Origin of the sequence: Falsiruegeria mediterranea M17 (assembly GCF_900302455.1) — a bacterium.
Taxonomy (GTDB): Bacteria; Pseudomonadota; Alphaproteobacteria; order Rhodobacterales; family Rhodobacteraceae; genus Falsiruegeria; species Falsiruegeria mediterranea.
The window spans coordinates 209,605-231,152 of the sequence record NZ_ONZG01000006.1 but is presented as its reverse complement, the minus strand read 5'-3'; the positions used below and the strand labels follow the sequence as shown (position 1 = coordinate 231,152).

General features: G+C 57.3%; 21 protein-coding genes. 14 read left to right on the top strand and 7 right to left on the bottom strand.

What is annotated here, in order from left to right; translation table 11 throughout:
* Nucleotides 1-3: 3 nt before the first annotated feature.
* Nucleotides 4-1,101: a redox-regulated ATPase YchF gene (ychF, locus tag TRM7615_RS13645; RefSeq protein ID WP_108788427.1), complete on the bottom strand. Its 1,098-nt coding sequence runs from the start codon at nucleotides 1,099-1,101 to the stop codon at nucleotides 4-6.
* A 181-nt stretch (nucleotides 1,102-1,282) separates the two neighbouring features.
* On the opposite strand from ychF, the gene TRM7615_RS13640 reads away from it, so the two are divergent.
* The 9 genes from TRM7615_RS13640 (at nucleotide 1,283) to TRM7615_RS13600 (ending at nucleotide 11,210) form a co-directional block, all read left to right on the top strand.
* Entirely contained in the window at nucleotides 1,283-1,771 is a 489-nt protein-coding gene (locus tag TRM7615_RS13640; RefSeq protein ID WP_108788425.1) for an acyloxyacyl hydrolase, read from the top strand.
* A gap of 92 nt (nucleotides 1,772-1,863) precedes the next feature.
* On the top strand, nucleotides 1,864-2,655 hold the full coding sequence (gene trpA / locus TRM7615_RS13635; RefSeq protein ID WP_108788423.1) for a tryptophan synthase subunit alpha: 792 nt from the start codon (nucleotides 1,864-1,866) through the stop codon (nucleotides 2,653-2,655).
* A gap of 145 nt (nucleotides 2,656-2,800) precedes the next feature.
* On the top strand, nucleotides 2,801-3,964 hold the full coding sequence (locus tag TRM7615_RS13630) for an alpha-hydroxy acid oxidase (protein ID WP_108788421.1): 1,164 nt from the start codon (nucleotides 2,801-2,803) through the stop codon (nucleotides 3,962-3,964).
* A 302-nt stretch (nucleotides 3,965-4,266) separates the two neighbouring features.
* Nucleotides 4,267-5,418 carry a M24 family metallopeptidase gene (locus tag TRM7615_RS13625; protein WP_108788419.1) on the top strand — a complete coding sequence of 384 codons (1,152 nt, stop codon included), beginning with the start codon at nucleotides 4,267-4,269 and terminating at the stop codon, nucleotides 5,416-5,418.
* Nucleotides 5,419-5,550: 132 nt separating this feature from the next.
* A complete protein-coding gene (locus tag TRM7615_RS13620) occupies nucleotides 5,551-6,195 on the top strand; it encodes a 50S ribosomal protein L25/general stress protein Ctc (RefSeq protein WP_108788417.1) in 645 nt (214 codons plus the stop codon).
* Between the two features lie 186 nt (nucleotides 6,196-6,381).
* Nucleotides 6,382-8,298: a DUF3604 domain-containing protein gene (locus TRM7615_RS13615; RefSeq protein WP_207775237.1), complete on the top strand. Its 1,917-nt coding sequence runs from the start codon at nucleotides 6,382-6,384 to the stop codon at nucleotides 8,296-8,298.
* 415 nt (nucleotides 8,299-8,713) lie between these two features.
* On the top strand, nucleotides 8,714-9,403 hold the full coding sequence (gene pth, locus TRM7615_RS13610; protein WP_108788415.1) for an aminoacyl-tRNA hydrolase: 690 nt from the start codon (nucleotides 8,714-8,716) through the stop codon (nucleotides 9,401-9,403).
* 265 nt (nucleotides 9,404-9,668) lie between these two features.
* Entirely contained in the window at nucleotides 9,669-10,832 is a 1,164-nt protein-coding gene (locus TRM7615_RS13605) for a serine hydrolase domain-containing protein (RefSeq protein ID WP_108788413.1), read from the top strand.
* A gap of 9 nt (nucleotides 10,833-10,841) precedes the next feature.
* Nucleotides 10,842-11,210: a DUF2237 family protein gene (locus TRM7615_RS13600; RefSeq protein WP_108788411.1), complete on the top strand. Its 369-nt coding sequence runs from the start codon at nucleotides 10,842-10,844 to the stop codon at nucleotides 11,208-11,210.
* Between the two features lie 307 nt (nucleotides 11,211-11,517).
* On the opposite strand, the gene TRM7615_RS13595 is transcribed toward TRM7615_RS13600, so the two are convergent.
* The gene (locus tag TRM7615_RS13595; RefSeq protein WP_108788409.1) at nucleotides 11,518-12,792 is read right to left on the bottom strand and encodes a pyridoxal phosphate-dependent decarboxylase family protein; all 1,275 of its coding nucleotides are present in this window, start codon (nucleotides 12,790-12,792) and stop codon (nucleotides 11,518-11,520) included.
* 150 nt (nucleotides 12,793-12,942) lie between these two features.
* Nucleotides 12,943-14,430 carry an aldehyde dehydrogenase gene (locus TRM7615_RS13590; RefSeq protein ID WP_108788407.1) on the bottom strand — a complete coding sequence of 496 codons (1,488 nt, stop codon included), beginning with the start codon at nucleotides 14,428-14,430 and terminating at the stop codon, nucleotides 12,943-12,945.
* 343 nt (nucleotides 14,431-14,773) lie between these two features.
* Here TRM7615_RS13590 and TRM7615_RS13585 point away from each other — a divergent pair, with 343 nt between their 5' ends.
* From TRM7615_RS13585 to TRM7615_RS13565, 5 genes are all read left to right on the top strand, one after another.
* Nucleotides 14,774-15,520 (top strand): SDR family NAD(P)-dependent oxidoreductase, encoded by a 747-nt coding sequence (locus TRM7615_RS13585; RefSeq protein ID WP_108788405.1) that lies wholly within the window; start codon nucleotides 14,774-14,776, stop codon nucleotides 15,518-15,520.
* A gap of 26 nt (nucleotides 15,521-15,546) precedes the next feature.
* On the top strand, nucleotides 15,547-16,401 hold the full coding sequence (locus tag TRM7615_RS13580) for an SDR family NAD(P)-dependent oxidoreductase (protein WP_108788403.1): 855 nt from the start codon (nucleotides 15,547-15,549) through the stop codon (nucleotides 16,399-16,401).
* 67 nt (nucleotides 16,402-16,468) lie between these two features.
* The gene (locus tag TRM7615_RS13575) at nucleotides 16,469-17,086 is read left to right on the top strand and encodes a glutathione S-transferase N-terminal domain-containing protein (RefSeq protein WP_108788401.1); all 618 of its coding nucleotides are present in this window, start codon (nucleotides 16,469-16,471) and stop codon (nucleotides 17,084-17,086) included.
* Nucleotides 17,087-17,095: 9 nt separating this feature from the next.
* On the top strand, nucleotides 17,096-17,293 hold the full coding sequence (locus TRM7615_RS13570) for a hypothetical protein (protein ID WP_108788399.1): 198 nt from the start codon (nucleotides 17,096-17,098) through the stop codon (nucleotides 17,291-17,293).
* Nucleotides 17,294-17,399: 106 nt separating this feature from the next.
* On the top strand, nucleotides 17,400-18,311 hold the full coding sequence (locus TRM7615_RS13565; protein WP_108788397.1) for a DMT family transporter: 912 nt from the start codon (nucleotides 17,400-17,402) through the stop codon (nucleotides 18,309-18,311).
* Here the strand turns inward: TRM7615_RS13565 and TRM7615_RS13560 are convergent.
* The 4 genes from TRM7615_RS13560 to TRM7615_RS13545 are packed head-to-tail and all read right to left on the bottom strand — an operon-like array spanning nucleotide 18,308 to nucleotide 21,453.
* Complete coding sequence (locus tag TRM7615_RS13560) at nucleotides 18,308-19,258, bottom strand: DMT family transporter (protein WP_108788395.1); 951 nt, start codon at nucleotides 19,256-19,258, stop codon at nucleotides 18,308-18,310. The two genes, TRM7615_RS13565 and TRM7615_RS13560, sit on opposite strands and share 4 nt — an antisense overlap.
* 28 nt (nucleotides 19,259-19,286) lie before the next feature.
* Nucleotides 19,287-19,583, bottom strand: a complete 297-nt coding sequence (locus tag TRM7615_RS13555) for a hypothetical protein (RefSeq protein ID WP_108788393.1) — start codon at nucleotides 19,581-19,583, stop codon at nucleotides 19,287-19,289.
* A gap of 20 nt (nucleotides 19,584-19,603) precedes the next feature.
* Entirely contained in the window at nucleotides 19,604-20,917 is a 1,314-nt protein-coding gene (locus TRM7615_RS13550) for a TRAP transporter large permease (protein ID WP_108788391.1), read from the bottom strand.
* Complete coding sequence (locus TRM7615_RS13545) at nucleotides 20,917-21,453, bottom strand: TRAP transporter small permease subunit (RefSeq protein WP_108788389.1); 537 nt, start codon at nucleotides 21,451-21,453, stop codon at nucleotides 20,917-20,919. Before TRM7615_RS13545 ends, TRM7615_RS13550 begins: the two co-directional genes overlap by 1 nt.
* Between the last annotated feature and the right edge of the window lie 95 nt (nucleotides 21,454-21,548).

Sequence of the window (21,548 nt, the reverse complement as noted above, 5' to 3'; positions counted from 1 at the left end):
GTATCAGGTGTTGAACAAGAAGTGCATCACATCGCCGTCCTTGACGACGTAGCCCTTGCCCTCGGCCCGCATCTTGCCCGCATCCTTGGCGCCGCTTTCGCCGTTACAGGCGATGTAGTCGTCGTAAGCGATGGTTTCGGCACGGATGAAGCCTTTTTCGAAATCGCCGTGGATAACGCCGGCCGCCTGCGGTGCGGCAGTGCCTTGGCGGATGGTCCAGGCGCGCGCCTCTTTCGGGCCGACGGTGAAATAGGTCTCCAGATGCAGCAGCTCGTAGCCCGCTTTGATCAGACGATCCAGACCAGCCTCTTCGAGCCCCATTTCGGACAGGAACATCTCGGCCTCGTCGTCTTCCAACTGGCTGATCTCTTCTTCGATCTGGGCCGAGATGATGACGTGGCTATTGCCTTGGGCCGCGGCCATCTCGGCCACTTTGGCGGAGTGTTCGTTGCCCTCTGCCGCCTCGGACTCGCCGACGTTGCAGACATAGAGCACGGGCTTGGTGCTGAGCAGTTGCAGCATCTTCCAGGCCTTGACGTCTTCGGCATCCACCTCGACAAGACGCGCCGGCTTGCCGTCTTCGAGCATCGCCTGAGCCTCGGCCAGCAGACGATCCTGCTGCTGTGCTTCTTTGTCGTTGCCCTTGAGCTTGCGCACCAGGTTGGCGCGGCGCTTTTCAATGCTTTCCAGATCGGCAAGCATCAGCTCTGTCTCGATGGTTTCGGCGTCGGCCACCGGATCAACACGACCGTCCACATGGGTCACATCGCCGTCCTCAAAACAACGCAGCACATGGGCGATCGCGTCGGTTTCACGGATGTTGGCCAGGAACTGGTTGCCCAGGCCTTCGCCCTTGGAGGCACCTTTGACCAGACCTGCGATGTCCACGAATGTCATGCGGGTCGGAATGATCTGCTTGGAGCTTGCGATTGCGGCCAGCTTGTCCAGACGCGCGTCAGGTACACCCACCTCACCCACGTTGGGCTCGATGGTGCAGAACGGAAAGTTCGCTGCCTGCGCTGCTGCTGTTTTGGTCAGCGCGTTGAACAGGGTCGATTTGCCCACGTTCGGCAGACCCACGATACCCATTTTAAAGCCCATGACCGACTCCTGCTGTCATTCCAGTGGGCCTTCTATTGGCGTGGGTCCAAATTGGCAAGCCGCCCCGGTTTCCTGGCAGTCAGATCACAATCCTGCAACGGCTTTGTGAACGGCGGATCATTGCAAGTGTACCGATCGGTAAACACTTAGATCAACACCACAAGATTACTGGAAGACCGCCATGAAACACCTCGCAGTTGCACTCTCTCTGGCCCTGACAGCGGCCGCCCCCTTGCACGCGCAATCCTTGATCCTGGGCGTGGGATTTGCGGATTTTGAATTCGCAGGCTCATCCGATCAGGCACTGGTCTCACTCGAATACCAACATACCCCCTTTCACGAACGCGAGCGGTTCAGCGCGGCTTTGGCGGGTGCGGCCTCTGTCCACTTTAACGGCGATGTGCACCTGGGCGTCGGGATCGCGGCGGAATACAAGCTGAACCAGCATTGGTTTGTCGAGGCCAGCGTTTTGCCCGGCGTGTTCATCGAGGCCGACAGCAACAACGATCTGGGCAGCAAGTTCGAAGTGCGCAGCCTGTTGGGGCTGGGCTATCGGTTCGATCGGGGCGACGCGCTGTCGCTGGCGATCACCCATAAATCCAACGCCTCGGTGTCAAGCTTCAACCCCGGCGTCAACGCGGTGCTGCTGCGTTATCACGTTGCGTTTTGACGACCCATTCTGACCCAAGCGCACCAAGCGGGATTGATTTTCCGCCCAAGTTTCTGCACATCGGGCGTAACCCACAGTTTCAAGGACGCCCGATGACCCGTATCGACGCCAAATTCGCCGAGTTGAACGCCCAAGGTAAAAAGGCTTTTGTGTCTTATGTCATGGCGGGCGACCCCGATTTCGACACCTCGTTGGAGCTGGTCAAAGGCCTGCCAGGTGCTGGTGTGGATGTGATCGAACTGGGCCTGCCCTTTACTGATCCGATGGCCGATGGCCCCACCATTCAGCTCGCCGGTCAACGTGCGCTTGAGGCTGGCATGACGCTGGACCGCACGCTGGAACTGGCGACCGAGTTCCGCAAGGAAGACAACACCACCCCAATCGTGCTGATGGGATATTACAACCCGATCTACAGCCGCGGGGTCGAGACGTTCCTGAGCCAGGCCAAGGCCGCGGGCATCGACGGGCTGATTGTGGTGGACCTGCCGCCAGAAGAGGATGATGAGCTGTGTATTCCGGCGCAACAAGCCGGTTTGAACTTCATTCGCCTTGCAACGCCGACCACCGACGATAATCGCCTGCCCCGCGTTCTGCAGAACACATCCGGTTTCGTTTACTATGTCTCGATCACCGGCATCACCGGCGCGGCCGAGGCCGAAGCCACCGATGTGGGCCCCGAAGTGGCGCGCATCAAAGCGGCCACCGATCTGCCGGTCATCGTGGGCTTTGGCATCAACACACCCGCAAAATCGCAAGCCATCGCCAGCGTCGCGGATGGAGCTGTGGTGGGCTCGGCCATCGTCAGCCAGATCGGCGCAGGCAAACCAGTGGGCGAAGTGCTGGAGTTCGTGAAGTCGCTGTCCGACGGGGCGCACGCAGCCTAACTTACTGTTATCATGTCAGTATCACACAAGGCGCGGGAGGCCACTCCGGCGCCTTGTCGCGTTCTGGATCCGAAAATTTAGGCCACTTGCGCAACAAAACAAGAATTGGTAAAAACTTCTAACCAATTTTGGATCGGAGTCTGCAATGCCCGTCATTACCAACATCAACGACCTCAAGCGCCTCTATCAGCGGCGTGTCCCGCGGATGTTTTATGACTATGCCGAAAGCGGCAGCTGGACCGAGCAGACGTTCCGCGAGAACACATCCGATTTCGACCAGATCCGCCTGCGTCAGCGCGTGGCCGTGGACATGACCGGGCGCAGCACAGCGACCCAGATGATCGGCGAAGACGTCGCCATGCCCGTGGCGCTCGCCCCTGTTGGTCTGACCGGCATGCAACATGCAGATGGCGAGATGAAAGCAGCCAAAGCCGCCGAAGACTTTGGTGTGTCCTTCACGCTCTCAACCATGTCGATCAACTCGATCGAAGATGTGGCGAGTGCCACAACCAAGCCGTTCTGGTTCCAGCTCTACACAATGAAAGACACTGATTACGTCAGCCGATTGATCCAGCGGGCCAAGGACGCGAAATGCTCGGCTCTGGTGATCACGCTGGATTTGCAGATTCTGGGCCAGCGACACAAAGACCTGAAGAACGGCTTGTCTGCGCCGCCAAAGCTGACGCCCTCTACTCTGTTGAACCTGGCCACGAAATGGGGCTGGCTGGCCGGTATGGCCCGTGCCCATCGGCGTGAGTTCGGCAACATCGTGGGCCACGTCGAGGGAATCTCGGACGCCTCGTCGTTGGGGGCCTGGACGGCAGAACAGTTCGATCCAAGCCTCGATTGGGGCAAAATCGAAAAGCTGATGAACGAATGGGGCGGCAAGGTGATCCTCAAGGGTATTCTTGACGCCGAAGACGCCAAGATGGCAGCCAAGCTGGGGGCCGATGCCATTGTGGTGTCGAACCATGGTGGGCGGCAACTTGATGGCGCGCTGAGCTCGATCCGTATGCTGCCCGAAATCCTGGATGCGGTCGGCGATCGGGTCGAAGTGCATCTCGACAGCGGCATCCGCTCGGGTCAGGACGTGCTCAAGGCGATGGCGATGGGGGCCAAGGGCACCTACATCGGACGCGCCTTTGTTTATGGCCTGGGGGCAATGGGACAGGCCGGGGTCACCTCGGCGCTTGAGGTGATCCACAAAGAGCTGGACACCACCATGGCTCTGTGCGGCGAACGGTCGATTGACGGGTTGAACCGCGACAACCTGCTGGTGCCCGAGGGGTTCGGCGGGCATTGGGCGTGATCTGAATACTTGTGACACGCCCGAACCAGGGCCCGCACTGTTTCCTTAGGCTAAATTGGCTGGCAGCAGCCTGAAACCCCAGAGACCAAATCGCAGCGCCGGCGCCTAACGGTACCGCGCCGCGCGTCAGCGCGGCGCCCGGCCCAACGGGAGGAGGTTTTTCGTCAGAAAAATTGACGACGGACGGGAGCCCCCCAGATCTCGCGCACAAGATCGGTGTCTCCCTAGGTCGCAAACAGGCAATCGTCACCATTCTTTCTTCGTACTCTGGTCCGAACCAAGACCAGAACAGGGAGAGAGACATGAGCCAGTTTGCCGACCGGATGACCCGGTTTCGCCAAAAACTGACTGACGCCGGGATCGACGTGGGGCTCATCACCGATGACGACAATGTCTATTACCTGACCGGTTACTACGACTATCTGCACATGGAGTTTGGACGCCCCACCATTCTGGTCGTCCCTCGCGATGGCGACAGCCTGTTGATCACGCCAACCATCGACCTCAATACCGCCTTGGCTGCGGCCCGCGTGGATCGGATTGCGGCCTGGAACGACGGTATTGGGGAGGAATGGAGGGCTGAGCTGCACGCAGCGCTCAAGAACAGCGCGCAAATCGGGATCGAGCCCGATCATATGCCGCCCCTGGTGCGGGCCTATGTCAGCGATCTGGTGCCCGCAGAGCGGATCCGCTCGGTCTCTCCGATCCTGGCAGACATGCGCATGATCAAATCGGCGCAAGAGCTACAACTGGCCCGCCACGCGGGACAGGTTGCGGGTGCGATGATGGCCGCGGGGCGTGCAGCCATTGGCGATGGGGTGCCCGAGTTCGAGGTGGCGATTGCCACTTCGCAGGCCGGAACCCGCAAGGCGGCCGAGCTGCTGGCCGCGCATTACGATGACGCCGACATGTCACCCAACACGCATTTCCTGCAGATCATGGCCTCAGGGCGTGAAATCACAAAGACCCATCACCGCGCCTCTACCCGGGTCATGCGGCAGGGCGAACCGGTGTTTTTGTGTTTTTGCGGCATGACCAACTTCCACCGCTTCAAGTTGGGGTTCGATCGCACCTTCTGGATCGGAGAGATCGGCGACCTGACGCAGCAACACATCTATGAGATCGCGGTCGAGAGCCAGGCGGCGGCACTGCGGGCCTTGCGGCCTGGAGTGACGGCGGAAAGCGTGCATGCGGAATATGCCGAGGTGATCCAGGGCGCCGGTTTCGAGTATCCGTTCCGCTGCGGACGTGCCACGGGCTTTAGCTATCTGGAGCAGCCACAGCTGGTCACCGGCGATACCACGGTGTTGCAGCCTGGCATGGTCTTTGCCGTCGATGGCTCTGCCACGACCGAAACGTTCCGGGCGCAGGTGGGAGACAGTTTCATCATCACCGAAGACGGCTATGAGCAGATCACCGATCATCCTAAAGCCGTGGCAGATATGATATTGTGACCAGGTGATGGCTCTCAGGATTAACGGCCTCTGATTCAGCCCTTTCCAACCCGCAAAAATTGGTCTAAGAGCGCGGCTTCACGCGGGGATACAGCCTTGGAGGATTCCCGCCCTAACTTATGGAGAATTCATATGGCTGGTCAGATTCCTGATCTTGAGTGCCAGGAACGTGCGGGGACAGGCAAGGGCGCCGCTCGCGCAGCGCGTCGCGCTGGCATGGTTCCGGGTGTTGTTTTTGGCGGTGACGTAGATCCGCTGGCAATCCAGATCCCGTTCAACGTTCTGTTGAAGAAACTGAAAGCAGGCCGGTTCAAGTCGACCCTGTTCAACCTGAAAGTCGAAGGCCAGGAAGACGTCCGCGTCATCTGCCGTGACGTTCAGCGTGACGTGGTCAAGGACCTGCCGACACACTTCGACCTGATGCGCCTGCGCCGCACCACCCGCATCAACCTGTTTGTTCCGGTTGAGTTTGTGGGCGAAGAAGAGGCCCCCGGCATCAAGCGCGGCGGTGTTCTGACCGTTGTGCGTCCCGAAGTTGAACTGATGGTCACCGCAGGCGAGATCCCCGAGAAGATCACCGTTGATCTGGCCGGTCTGGCCATCGGCGACGTTGTCACCATTTCGAGCGTCGACCTGCCCAGCGGCTCCAAGCCGATCATCGACCGTGATTTCGTGATCGCCAACATCTCGGCCCCGACTGGCTTGGCTTCCTCGGATGACGAAGATGGCGAAGGTGAAGGCGAAGAAGCCGAAACCGAAGCGGCAGCAGAAGAGTAATATCTGCGCCAATTGTCCCTTTCGGGACAAGACTGAATTACGCACCCCTCGACCGTTGGTCGGGGGGTGTTCTTTTTTGTTTTCGCCATCTTTTTCGATTTTACGCAAGCTGCTGCTACACTTTCATTGATTCGAATACTTTCCAGAATCGAACTGCGGCCCTTTTCGCCGATTGGGAGAGACATAATGAAAAGCACTTTGAAGCGCACCTGCGCCACTTCTGTTGTTGCATTGATAGCATTTGGCACACCGGTCTTAGGGCAAGTACAGGACATGCTCCCGGACAAGGATGACGTGTCACAGAAGTTCGTAACCGACCATTTCTCGCCTCATGCCGGGCGCACTTTCCCAACCAAACTCCTTTGGGGCGACACCCATCTTCACACCGAAGTGTCCGTAGATGCAGGCACTATGACCACTGTCAGTCAGGAAGATGCTTTCCGTTTTGCCAGAGGAGAAGAGATTACCACCACCCATGGCCTGCAGGCCAAACTCGGTCGGCCGCTGGACTGGCTCGTGGTATCCGATCACGCCGAAATGTACGGTTTGATGCCACAACTTCTGGGCGGCGATCCCGAAGTGTTGTCAACGCCGCAAGGCAAAGCCTGGTACGACGAGTTGACATCAGGCGACACCGACCGGGTTTTTGCCACCGCGATGGAAATTGTCGCCTCGCTGTCAACAGACACACCGCCAATTGACAACCCCAAGGCCACAAAGAACGCCTGGCGGAACTACACAGCCTTGGCGGACCAATATAATGATCCAGGCCGCTTCAGTGCCCTCATCGGCTATGAGTGGACGTCTGAGGGCGGCGACAACATCCACCGCAACGTGATTTTCCGCGACGATGCATCTATGGCCAACGCAGTGGTGCCGTTTTCGCAGTTCGACAGCAAGAACCCCGAGGATCTGTGGCGCCATCTGGCCGACTTTGAAGAGCGCACCGGTGGTGACGTGCTCGCCATTCCACACAATGGCAACCTTTCCAACGGACGGCTGTTTTCGGTGTCGAACTTTGACGAGACCCCGCTGACCGAGGAAAACGCGCGGTTGCGCGCCCGGTTCGAGCCGGTGATCGAGACCACCCAGATCAAAGGCGACAGTGAGGCGCATCCTTTCCTGAGCCCCGATGACGAGTTCGCCGATTTCGACACCTGGGACGCGTCGAACCTGAATGGCACCGAGGCCAAGACCGAGGAAATGCTTCAGTATGAGTATTCGCGGGAGGCCTATAAAACCGGGCTGCTGCTGGAAGAGCAGCTGGGCATCAACCCATACAAAGTCGGCCAAATCGGCTCGACAGATGCGCACACTGGCATGGCCGCAGTGGAAGAGGACAACTTCTTTGGCAAGCATTCGGGCGTTGAACCCGAACCCAACCGCTGGGAGCATCTGGTGATCGAGGCGCCGGACCCGTTGTTCTCGATCTACGGATGGCAGCAGGCATCTGGTGGCTATGCAGCCGTTTGGGCGACCGAAAACACCCGTGCCGCCATATTTGACGCCCTGGAGCGGCGCGAGGTGTATGGCACCACCGGTTCGCGGATCATGGTTCGGTTCTTTGGCGGCTGGAACTTTGGCGCAGAGGATGCCTTGTCGCGCCTGCCCGCTGACCTGGGTTATGCCAAAGGGGTGCCGATGGGCGCTGATCTGCCCGCGCGGAATGGTGACGGGGCGCCGAATTTCCTTGTTGCCGCACTCAAGGACCCGTTCAGCGGCAATCTGGACCGGGTGCAGGTGATTAAGGGCTGGCTGAATGCGGACGGCAGCCGCGGAGAAAAAGTCTTCGATGTCGCCTGGAGTGGCGATCGCGCACCCGAAGCGGATGGCAAGTTGCCACCGGTCGGCAATACGGTGGACGTGGCCAATGCGACCTGGACCAACACCATCGGCGCGCCTGAGCTGATCACCTACTGGCAGGATCCGGACTTCGACCCGGATGTGCGCGCATTCTACTATGTCCGCGTGATCGAGATCCCCACCCCGCGCTGGACGGCGTATGAGGCGAAACGGTTCGGCGTCACGATGGACGAAACCGTGCCGATGATCACCACCGAACGCGCATATACATCCCCCATCTGGTACACGCCGAAGGAATAAACTTGGCACCTCGGGGGCGTGCGTTGTCCCGTAGATGCCGCTTTTGCTCGATGTTCGGCAGCATCTTTTCCCAGGCTGGTCAGACAGCTCATAGACTTGCGGGGCGCAAAGCTGTGACAGGATCCCGGCCTTTGCCCCAAACACTCCGAAATGTCTCATAGTCGCTCAGATGATCCCTGAGAGGGCCTATTCCCACTTGGCAACAAGTGAAACCGAATGATCGGTTTCCGCACGCAGCCATTTGGCCAGGGCACTGTCCAGCGCTCCATGTCCTGACCACAGTTTTCACCCTTTCGATGCATCCGATCAGACAACGGCACCGTCTCGACAATTTTTCCAACCTGCTGCTGCTGGATTTTTCACGCATTTCGGTGCATCTAGGCGCCGAACCTGTGACAAACCCGAGAGGCGCGCCATGAAACTTTTTGTCGGGTTGGGAAATCCCGGTGGCAAATATGCCCGCAACCGACACAACATCGGCTTTATGGCGCTGGACGAAATTGCCCGCGACCATGGGTTCGGACCGTGGAAGGCCAAGTTTCAGGGTCAGATCTCCGAGGGTCGGTTGGGCAGTGAAAAAGTGCTGCTTCTCAAGCCTGAGACCTTCATGAACCGATCAGGCCAGTCTGTGGGTGAGGCGATGCGGTTCTACAAGCTGGTCAGCACCGACGTCACCGTGCTGCACGATGAGCTCGACCTTGCGCCGGGCAAGGTCCGTGTGAAGGCAGGGGGCGGTCACGCGGGACACAACGGACTGCGATCGATCCATGATCACATCGGAGCGACATATGACCGGGTCCGTCTGGGCATTGGGCATCCGGGCCGCAAGGAGCTGGTTTCGGGCTATGTGCTGCACGATTTTGCCAAGGCGGACGAAACCTGGCTGGACAATGTGTTGCGCGGCGTGTCCGACGGAGCGGCGCACCTGGCGCAGGGCGACGGTGGCAAGTTCATGAACGCTGTGGCCTTGCGAACGGCGCCGCCGCGGTCGTCCAAGTCAACCGCCGCCAAGGCCGAGACGGCGGCAAAGCCAAAAGACGCCGAAACTCAAACCACTGACGACAATCGATCGCCCCTGCAGAAGCTCATGGATCGTTTCAACTAATCAAGTCGTACACCCGAACGAGGGGCACCTGCGCGGCCTGTCGGCCTTGCGTCCTGCGGACGGCACGAAGAGGGGGGCCAGGCTCAGGCGGGCAAAGCCCGCCTGAGCCTGGCCCAACGGGAGGAGATGTCCCGCAAGGGGCATTGACGACGGGCGGGAGCGCTTCGAGTCCGATCACTCTTACAGGCCCGCGCTTCCGTGACGTTCCCGTTGCACCCAGGCACGCGCGCCCTCAGGATGTCCTCAAATCGAGGAGGTTTTTAACATGCGCACTTTCGGGAAATGGCTTGGCCGGGTTCTGCTGGCGTTGATCCTTGCGGCAGTTGTCGTAGGCGTCTGGAAACGAGAAGAGATCACACGCCTTCTGGCCGTCAACTCGCTGTTTTCCGAAGAGAAGATCGTGAACAATTTCTCGAACATGAACGCCGCCTTTCTGACCACCACCCTACCGCGCGGGGAAGGCCCCACATCGGAGCTGGGGTATGGGGCGGAATACGACTTGCCTGACGGAGCGGATCAGTGGATCGAAGACCGCGCCGTGACCTCCCTGCTGATCATGCAAAACGGCCAGATCCGTTACGAGCAGTATTTCCTGGGCACCGGCGCCGATGACCGCCGCATTTCGTGGTCGATCGCCAAGAGCTATCTGTCGGCGCTCTTTGGGGTGTTGATCGCGGAAGGAGAGATTGCCTCGCTAGACGACAAGGTCACCAAATACGCGCCCCAACTCGAGGGCAGCGCCTATGAGCATGCGACCATCCGCAACGTGTTGAACATGGCCAGCGGCGTGGTCTTCGACGAGGACTATCTGGACTACAACTCAGACATCAACCGCATGGGCCGGGTCGTCGCCCTGGGCGGCGAGCTGGATGACTTCGCGGCCTCGCTCAAGAACAGCTTTGCCCCTCCCGGCGACACCTGGCAGTATGTTTCGATCGACACCCATGTGATCGGCATGGTGATCCGCGGAGCCACCGGACGTTCTGTCTCCGAGCTCTTGACCGAGAAGATCCTGGCGCCGCTGGGGCTGGAACGGGATGGGTATTACATTACCGATGGGGCGGGCGTGGCCTTTGTTCTGGGCGGGCTCAACTTCACCACGCGGGACTTTGCGCGCTTTGGCCAGATGATCCTCCAGGATGGTGAATACGGTGGCCAGCAGGTGGTGCCCGCAGATTGGATTGCAGAATCCACCGCTACCTCGGCCCCCACGGCGTCGGGCAAGATCGGCTATGGCTATCAGTGGTGGATCCCGGTCGGCGCGCATGAGGGCGAGTTCATGGGCCGTGGCGTCTATGGTCAGTACCTGTACTTCGATCAATCACGCGGCGTGCTGATCACGACCACGGGCGCAGACCGCAAATTCCGCGACAAGGGCGTAAGCGCCCAGAACATAGAAATGTTCCGCAAGATCGCGCAAAGCCTGTAAGCTGACCCCATGGAACGCGACGAGAGTGTGAACGTACTGGGCGGGGCGCTGGAGCCCTGCTCGATGGACCCGGTGACCGGGTTCTTTCGCGATGGGCACTGCAACACCTGCGCCGCCGATCAGGGCAGCCATACGGTCTGTGCCATCATGACGGCCGAGTTCCTGGCCTATTCCAAATACGTCGGCAACGACCTGAGCACCCCGCGCCCTGAGTTCAACTTTGCCGGGTTGAAGCCCGGCGACCACTGGTGCCTGTGTGCGGCGCGTTTCATGCAGGCCCATGACGAGGGCTGCGCGCCCAAGGTGTCGCTGGAGGCCACCCATCAGCACGCGTTGGAGATCGTGCCGTTAGAGGTTTTGCGGGACTGTGCGGAGTGATCTTGAGTATTTCTGGTTCGAGTATTTCAAGTAGAATAAATTTTACTTCACATGTCTGCCGAGCGCAGAAAGTGGGCTTTTCAAAGTCTAGTTTAGTATGTCAGCTTGGCGGACAAAGGGTGAATTCGCTGCGACCGTTCCAATGGCGGATTCCTGCGCATCGCACTATTTGCTCTTGTTCGGATGGCGAGACGTGGGCACCGGCAATTGGCACGGCGTTACACATCACGGCATGGGCGGACAAGACTGAAAAAGCCACCGATCAATGGCTTAAAAGATTGAGCTCACTCGCAAATACACCAACATGTCAGTAAGTCCGCTCGTCGTATTCGCCCTTCAATCCCTCTCGCCGGACCTTCTCCACCGCCGCAGCGATGTCTTTCAGAAACTTCTCGACGCCCGACAGATGATGCGGCGTCACCGAGTGCTTGATTGACAACGGCTCGCGCATGCGGCTGCAGTGCCATCCACCCGCGTCGAGAAGATCGGCGACGGCCATAATGTCGACCTCGGGGTCGATGGACATGACCGCCATAGAGTTGCCTTCAACGGGCGCACCGTCGCGGACATCGCGCAGTCCTTCAATAGCATTCACACCATCCGTCAGTTGGACGGTCGCGTCCATCGCCGCCTTTGCGGTCTTGAGATAGCCCTCGTTTCCGAGGAACTTGATCATCGCCCAGGCCGAGGCAATCGACCCCGCGCCGGACGAGCCTTGAAATGACGGCGTTTCATACGTGCCACAAGGCCAGTCATTGATTGAGAAAGTCTCGTACGTGTCTTTGTTCTCCTGATAGCGCTGCAGCATCAAAGACGCACCCTTTGTGGAGAAGGCGAATTTGTGCAGGTCGGTGGACATCGACATGACACCGGGAACTTCGAGGTCCCATTTGGGAACGGCATAGCCAAGTTGTTTGGCAAACGGATTGATAAAGCCGCCCCAACAACCGTCCACATGCAGCCAGATGTCATGCTCAAGCGCGAGCGCACCGAGTTCTTCGATGGGATCGTAAATGCCGTAAGGATAGCAGACGGCTGATCCCAGAATGAAAAAGGTCTTATCGTTTATCGCGGCGGCCATGGCTGGCACGTCGGCGCGGTATTCTGCGTCGACTGGCACACGGATTATATCGATTTCCATAATCTGTGCAGCTTTGTCGATCGCTGGATGTGCCGTGTATGGGATGATCAAATTGAGACGACCTTCCATGCCGCGAGCGCGCGCACGGTTCCTGGCTGTCCGGATCGCCTCGAACAAGCTTTCGGTTCCTCCGGATGTGAAGGTCATGCCCATCGTCTCAGGGCCGTGATAGAGGTCCTGAGCCCAATCGTAGATGTCTTTCAGCATCTTCTCGAGGCTAAAAAACGTTACGCCAGCGCCCAGCCCATTTTCGAGGGAGTAGAGGTTGTGGGCCTCAAGCTGATTTTCCAGAATTTCTTCGCCGAAGTAATAGAGGTAACCGGGCAGCGGGTGGTTCAACCAGTCAACATCAAGCTTCTTAAGCTCGTGCAGTTCTTTTTGGATCTGTTCCCAAGGGGTGCCTTGCTGCGGAAATGTATTCATGTTGGTTGCGTCTTTCATCTCAATCGTCCCCTGGGGTATTGGTCATTAGTCGGTCATTTTGCAGTGTCACGCGCCCACCGTCCAATTCTGGACAGTGGGCCGGGTGTTAGTTGATCTGATAGGCGACAGTTCCAACTCAAGTTTGGTTGGTGAGCGTTAATGCGCGCATCAGAGTTGAATCCAGATCGCCTTTTGTTCGGTGTACTGGTCGTGTGCCGCCAGACCGTTGTCTTTGCCTCCGAACCCAGATTCCTTGTAGCCACCGAACGGAACACCGAAGTCGCCCTCGCCATAGCAATTCACCGATACGGTGCCAGCACGGATCGCCTTGGCCACACGGTGAGCTGTGCTCAAGTTCTCGGTATAGAGCGATGCCGCCAAGCCAAAATTGGTGTCGTTGGCGATCTGCACGGCTTCTTGCTCGTCCTGGAAGGTGATGACGGACAAGACAGGACCAAAGATTTCTTCGCGGGCGATGGTCATATCGTTTGTGACGCCGTCAAAGATCGTCGCCTCCACATAGTATCCGCCGCTGTCTTTGTGGATTTGATTGCCACCCATGAGAACGTTGGCACCTTCTGACTGACCCTTCTCAATCAGCCCGGTCACTTTGCCCAGGTGACGTTCGCTGATCATCGCGCCAATGCGTGTGTCCTCGTTGAGCGGATCGCCCACTGTCCAACTCTCAAACTCGGGCTTCAAAGCCTCGAGCAATTCATCTTTGCGGCTTTCGTGGACGATCAGACGAGACCCGGCCGAGCAGTTTTCGCCTTGGCAAAACAGGATACCGGCGGCGATGTTTTCGACAGCTTTTGAAACGTCAGCGTCTTCCATGAAGACCGCTGGACTCTTTCCGCCGCATTCAAGCACGATCCGCTTCATGTTCGACTTTGAAGCGTACTCAAGAAAATACCGTCCAACTTCACCCGAACCGGTGAAGCTGACACAGTCGATGTCATTATGCAGGCCGATGGCTTTTCCAGCCTCGTGGCCGAGGCCCGGAACGACGTTCAGAACACCTTCGGGCAGACCAGCCTCAGCGGCCATTTCGGCGATGCGGATCATTGACAAAGAGGTGTGTTCGTCAGGTTTCATGATTACGGAATTGCCGCCAGCAAGCGCTGGCCCGAGTTTCCACATGGCAACGAACAGCGGGAAGTTCCAAGGGATGACAGCTCCGACCACACCGATGGGTTCGCGCACATACATTGATACGACGTCGTGTGGGGCAGGCGTAATCTGGTCGTAGATCTTATCCGTCGCTTCCGCGTGCCAACGCAAAGTATCAATCATCCCCGGGATATCTTCGGCGCGCGCGTCGCTAATCGGCTTGCCCGACTCCAGCACTTCGAGCAGTGCCAGTTCTTCGGAATTTTGCTGCATAAGATCGGCCCACTTCAGCAACACGCTCTTGCGATCCGCCGGTGACATGTGGGCCCAGGATCCGGCATCGAATGCTGTCCGAGCCGTGGCGACGGCTCTGTCGATGTCTTCGTTATCGCAGGCCGCGATGGATGTGATAACTTTGCCGGTGGCTGGGTTGATCGAGTCGAAGGTTTTGCCGGATGCGGCATCGACATAATTGCCCCCGATAAAGGCGCGTGTTTCGAATTCGAGCTGAGAAGCGGCGGTATGGAAGTTCGTAGGCTTGTTCATTTTTTTCTCCCGTCGGAAGCGTCAGTTGTGGGGATGAAAGAGCGACGCGACACGTGAACGCCGTGACCCCCGAGCTTGTTCACAGTCTGTTGGCCGTCAGGCTATTGGTCAATCAATGCAACTATGAGAAATGGTGGGCCTCGAATAACTAGCCATTATATCTTCATGCATCGCCCAGAAATCGCAGAATAAAGTTCAAATCCGCGGCCGCCGAATAACGCTTGCTTATAGGCCAACGCGATAATCGACTAGCTGCTTGAATTGACCGGAGGAGGATAGGTTTTCATCCTAGCGGAACGCGCCCCGTCGCTTTGGGCCGAGCCGCAAGAAAGGATACCAACAGATGTTTTCACTTGAAGGTAAGGTCGCTGTGGTGACCGGTGCCGCGAGCGGCATAGGGTATGCAACAGCGAAGAGGCTGCTTGCGGCGGGTGCAAAAGTTGTGATGAGCGACCTCGCCGATGCTGCAGACAAGGCGGAAGAACTTGGTGCCACCTTCCAACAATGCGATGTTTCGAAAGAAGACTCCGTCACAGCACTCATGCAGAGGGCCATAGACGATTTCGCGCAATTGAACATCTTGGCAAACATCGCGGGCATTCCCCCGTCAATAGAAACTATCGAAGACGCAACTGCAGACGCTTACGCCAAACAATTCAATGTCAATTTTATGAGCCAGGTATTTGGGATGAGGGAAGCGGCCAAGAGGATGGTTGAGCGGGGATCGATTATTAACTTCGCCTCGCTTGCTGCGCATCGATCGACGGCAGGCGTGGCAAGTTATGCCGCGGTCAAGGCCGCCACCGTGGCACTCACGCGTTCGGGCGCTCTGGAACTTGGATCCAAAGGGATACGCGTCAATGCAATAAGCCCTTCAACGACACGTACACCGATGGGTTATCCGGGGAAGTTTCCAGAACTGTCCGCTCCGATGAATCGGATTGCAGAACCCGAAGAAATGGCTGCAATCGTTCACTTCCTCGCCTCTGATGACGCGTCATGGGTCAATGGCCAGACCTTGATTGCTGATGGCGGCATGACATCCGGCGTGATGCCCGCGGTCGCACAGATCGTCAACGAGTCCGCATAAAGAACAAATCCAAAGGAAAATATGAAATGATCCAGCTTGAACGCAGCCTCGAGGGCAAAGTCGCAATTGTTACCGGGGGCACGCGGCAGTCGGGAATGGGCCATCAGGCGGCTCTTGCCATGGCGGCACTTGGCGCAAACATCGTCACCTGCGGTTTGACAGAGTCCCGTCCTGACCTGACCGGCAAGTCGCATCACAAGGTGGGTGGGTCGGCTTCGCGGTTGGATGATCGAGTTGCGGAGATCAAGGAGTTTGGCGTCGATGCAGTCGGCGTACCCTGCGACGTTACCAAGAAGAAAGACATTCTACGCGCTGTTGAAGTCGCGAAGGAAAAATTCGGTGGTGTCGATATCCTGTTCAACAATGCCGGCGTTCCGACTGGAGGTGGGCCGTTCCTCGAAGTTCAGGATGATGCCTGGGAAATCCAGTGGAACATTTGCGTCCGTGCCATGGCTTGGTTTTGCCAGGCCGTCATTCCAATCATGCAGGAACGCGGTGGCGGCTCGATCATCAACAACTCCTCGATGTGGGCTTTGAAGCCGCTTCCGGGTGCATCGCCATATGTTGCAGCGAAGGCAGGAATGATTGCGCTGACAAAATCGCTGGCGCAGGAGTTTGGACCGGACCAGATCCGAGTGAACTGCATGCTTCCCGGCACCTACATGACCGAGATGCACGATAGCCGCGCATCAATGGAGATGGATCGTCAACAGGCATCCCTAGAAGACGTGCGAGCAAAAATGGCGGCACCCACCTCTTTGAAACGTCTTGGGAAAGGCGAGGAAATGGGGTCCACTGTCGCGTTCCTGGCCGGTCCGGGCGCGAATTACATCACTGGAGCCGTTATCAAGGTCGATGGTGGCTTGACCAATGGGCTCTGAGGTTTGCGCAGATTGGCTGGCGTCCAGACCATTTTTGCCTCCCATGGACTTGAAAGGATTTTGACCAATGGAACTACTTGGCTCGCCCACCTCGCCATATGTTCGAAAGTGCCGTGTTGTCGCCCATGAAACAGGACAAGCTGACGACGTGAAGATCAGTTTTCTCGGCCTGACACCGGTCTCTCCCAATGAAACAGTGACACAGCAAAACCCGTTGGACAAAGTTCCCGTCCTGCTGCGGAATGACGGTGTGGCGTTGTTCGATAGCCGTGTCATCGTCGAGTTTCTCGACACTCAGAGCAAAACGAAAAAGTTGTTTCCTGAGACCGGTCCCGCCCGGTGGAACGCACTGCGGCTTCAAGCCATCGGTGATGGAATCATGGATGCCGCCGTATTTACCCGTTTTTACACTGGTGCCGGACCCAAACAGTATCATTGGCCCGAGTTTCTTGAGGGCCAGATCAAAAAGGTGACGCAAGCCCTGGACGTCTTAGAGATGGAGGCGGACGAACTTGGACACGAGGCCAATATCGGCACCGTCGCGGTTGCCTGCGCATTGGGCTATTTGGATTTCCGCTATTCCGAGACGCTCGACTGGCGCGCCGGGCGAGATTCTCTGGCTGGATGGTGTGCAGCCTTCTGCAAGCGTTCATCGATGCGTGAAACCGAGCACTATCAGCCTTGAGGCACATTTATGAAAACGCTTATCAAAGCTTTGCGGAGATGGTGGACAGAAAGTGGAGTCATTCCGGAAGACAAGACTGTTCCTGATACAGACAAATCTGCCCGCGAAACGGAAGAAGACTATCGGGTCGTTGTAGTCGCGGAAGGTGGATTTGCCATTGCAATCAAAGAGCCCTTGAACCCGACGAAAAAGAGCGAAGAGCTTTGACGTGTCACAGCACCAATCGTACAGCCCCTATAAGGCTGCGCGCCAAAGGCGTGCCTAGATGCTCCATCCTAAATCCTGAAAACCCCTGGCTGGGTTGAGCGTTGCGATGACCCAAGACGCAAAACTCGCTGTGCTGTCCATCACCCTGATGTTTGTCGCTAGTGCGATGTTCGCATGTGTGACCGGGCTGACCAAGATCGCCGGCACGGCAAACGCCCCAATGCTCTGGTTCACAGCAGCTGCGATGACGGGTTCCGGTGCTGTGCTTGTCGGCATTTCCCACATCTTGGGAAAAGCAAATGTAATCCTACGGAAGGATGTTTTGATCTACGGCGCAGTGTCAGGTGCTCTGATGGTGGCTTACAATGCGATCAATTTCCTGAGCGTTGCACATGTCGGGGCGTCTTTCGTATCGCTCGCATTCATATTGCCGACTTTGCTGACCTATACATTTGCTGTTGTGTTGCGCATGGACCGGCTGGACTTCGCAAAAGTGTTTGCCGTGGCTTGCGGCGTTGCTGGCGGTGCCATCTTGGCCTTGGCCAAACTTGGCGCGGTGTCCGGGGCCGATGCCGCTTGGGTCGTTCTGGCAATCTGCAATCCAATTCTTATGGCCATCAATAACATCTACCGCACGCGGTTTTGGCCGGTCGGAATGGGACCGCTGCTCGCATCCGCGCTGATGCTGTTTCTTGGGGGAATCCTTTGCGTGCCTGTGGCCGCACTCGCGGACGGTGATGCCTCTGGTCTCGTTTCCACTCCAAACCTGAAAGTACTTGTGGCCGTGACTGTCCTGTTCGCATTGCAATACCCGGCCTTTCTTGGGGTCCAGTACCTGTCTGGTCCTGTTTTCCTGAGTCTGAGCGGACCGTTGATCGGCGTTTTTGGCGCTTTTGGTGCCTTCCTCTTCTTGAATGAAGCGGCACCGCCTGGATTGTTGCTCGCCGCCACACTGATGTTGGGCGGCGTGATTGTCTTTCAATTTGCACTCCGTCGGGAGCAAAGGCGAATTGGTTAGGAACTGTGTCGGGATCCCGGCGGCCTATGCGGCGCGGTGGCAAGCAAGATGCCAGTTCCAATTGCGAGCATTGCCACGACATGGAACCATCGCACGGCTTCGTCCAAGAATACGCCTCCGAGGATCGCAGCGAAGATGGGAATAAGATTTAGATAGAGGCCCGCAACCGGCGGACCCGCAGCGCGGACGCAAAGCATCCACAAAGAGACGGCAAACGCGCCGACAACTGGCCCCAGAAAGATCAAGTAACCCAAATGCTTCCAACTAAGCTGTGCCGGGCCAGTAAATTGGGCCTCGAGAAACGCAAGAAAAAACAGCACCGGCAGTGCAAATAGGATTTGCATCGACAGGGAGACCATCGGGCTAAGCGGAAGGGGGTCTTTCATCAGCAAGGTTGAGAATAAAGCCCAGCACAGGACTCCGGTCAGCACAAATAAGTCACCAGGCAACAGGTCCACTTCCAGCAGAGTCTCCATGTGACCCTGGGAAAGTACCAGCAATACGCCAAGAGCAGAAAGACAGACGGCTACTATCTGAATGGGCCTTAGTCTGAGCCCCAAAAATGCCCGAGACAGGACCAAGATCAGTACCGGAACCAGAGTTTGCCATAGCCCCGCATTGATTGCCGTCGTTGTCTGCAGCCCGACATAGAAAAGCGTTCCGAAGCAGATCACGCCCAGGGTCGACAGCAAAGCTATGCTGCGCCACCTTGCCCGCACGTCCGGTCCGGACCGAAGCAATGGCCGGAATGTGAATGGCAACAGCACTGCTAAAGACAACAGCCATCTAAGAAATGACAGCTGCAGAGGCGGGATTTCTGTGACGACGTGCCGTCCGAGCACGGCGTTTCCTCCCCAGAGCAAGGGCGGTATTATCAGCAGCAGATACGGGGTGGCCGACGGCCAATCGGGGCTATGCCCGCGGCGGGCTCCACTACCGCCGATCATCAAAAGCGCCCCCTAGATTGGGCACTTGCTACAAATACTCTCTCAATGTCGCGCCGTAGTGCGCAATCTGAGGGACTTCGACCAGCATGTGGGAGAACTTGTTCCATTCCTGCTGCACTTTCTCGGTCGCAGCCCGCGCACTCGCCTCGTCGTCATAGACAGTAATCACCTCATACTTCCCATCGACTTTGGGCATAACCGGACTGACCGAGCGCATGCCTTCAGTATCTTTAAAGGCCCGGGACAAAGCTTCACGCATTTCCTTGTGGTCTTTCTCGGTGTCGAATTCAGGCTTGAACTGATAAGTGATCTTGCGGATGAACATGTCGGCTCAAGGCCTCCTCGCTAGCCAAAGACTTTGTCTGGTAACCACGTGATGATGCCCGGGAACGCGATGCAGATCGCCAGTCCAAGGATCATCAACAAGACGAACGGGATAACCGATGTGTAGATCTCGGTGAGTTTCACACTCTTCGGCGCGACCCCTTTCAGGTAGAAAAGGTTGTAACCGAAGGGCGGGGTTAGGAATCCGATTTCCATATTGATGATGAAGAGCACGCCGAACCAGATAGGGTCAAAGCCCAGTGCGGTGGCAATTGGAACCATGACCGGCACCGCAATCATTATGATGCCAGTAGTCTCAATTACCATCCCCATGACGAGAAGGATGGCCATCATAACCGCCAGGATCACATAGCGGTTGACCTCAAGGCCAAGCACCATGCCCTGGATCAAGTTCGCGGCACCCATTGCCGTGTAGAGTGTGGCAAACGCGGCCGCACCAATAACGATCCAGAATATCAACGACGAGACCATCAGTGTGTTAACCGCAGCTTCGTGGAACATTCGAAAGTTCAAACCGCGTTTTAATAACGCCGCTAGCATTGATCCGATGGCACCGACAGCGGCCGCCTCCGACACACTGGCGGCGCCGGTAAGGATAGAGCCGAGAACGGCAACCACCAATCCGATGGGCAATATCAGGCCCGTGAGCGAGCGAAGTTTTTCAGGCCAAGAAACCAGTTCTTCTTCGGGCAGCCCGGGCGCAATCTCGGGATTCAGCCGCGCCCGCACGATGATGTAAATCAGGAACAAAACCACCAACAGCAGTCCCGGACCGACGCCGCCAGCATAAAGCCTGCCGACGGAAACCTGCGCGATGACACCATAAATAATCATCGTGACAGACGGTGGGATTAAGATACCAAGGGAACCGCCCGCGGCGATGGACCCCAGAGCCAGTTTGGTGTTGTAACCGCGCGATAGCATCGCCGGCAGTGCCAGAATGCCCATGGATACAGTCGCAGCGCCTGAAATACCGGCCATAGCGGCAAAGATCATGCAGATCAGTACTGTGCCTGCTGCCAGACCTCCCGGTCGCGAACCGGCAAACTTGCTCATGGTCTGGTAAAGGTCGTCCGCGATCTTTGACCGCTCAAGCATATTTGCCATGAACACAAAAAGCGGAACGGCCAGTAGTTCAAAGGCCGAAGCCATCCCGTAAGACCTTAGGACCAGCATATTCAGAGGGTTCGTTCCCCAAAATAGCCAGACCAAAGCAACACTGAGCCCGCCGAGAGCTACGGCGATCGGGACACCGATCCCAAGGAAAAAAAACATGGAGCCAAAGAATATGAGTGAGAATTCGATCGCGCCCATTAGCCCACAGCTCCGGCATCTTCTTCGTCTTCGATCGCCATTGGATCAATTAATCGGACAGCCGCGCGAATGGCACGAGACGCCCAGGCGAGTGATAATAGGATCATCCCGACAGGCATGATCAACTTCGCCGGCCATACCCTTCCTTCCCATGCCCCATTCGCCGCCGTTTCACCTACGTTGAACGACCTCATTCCAAACTCGAATCCCCTAGTGATCATGACCCACGCAAAGAGCGCCATGAGCGCAGTTCCTACAAACAATTCAATCGCGGCCTGAATACGCGCAGGAAAGTGCATGTAGGCGACATCGACCCGTACGAAGTATCCTTTTTGAAGGGCCCAGGCCCCCCCTAGAAAGACGTAAAAGACAAGAAGCCACCCGCTTACGTCGTGCACCCAGGCCGTTGGCTTGTTGAAAAACGTGCGCATCACCACTTCGTATCCGATGATGGCCATAATCACGTAAACCAGATAAGCAGCGACGGTGCCGATCTTGGCGTTGATCGCGTCAATGATGGATGCCAGCTTCAACATTGGCCCTGCTCTCAATTATTCCGTATTTTTCTGAGCTTCTCACAAAAACGCGCTTCTTGCGAATTTACGGGGGACTAACCGGTCCATCGATGGTC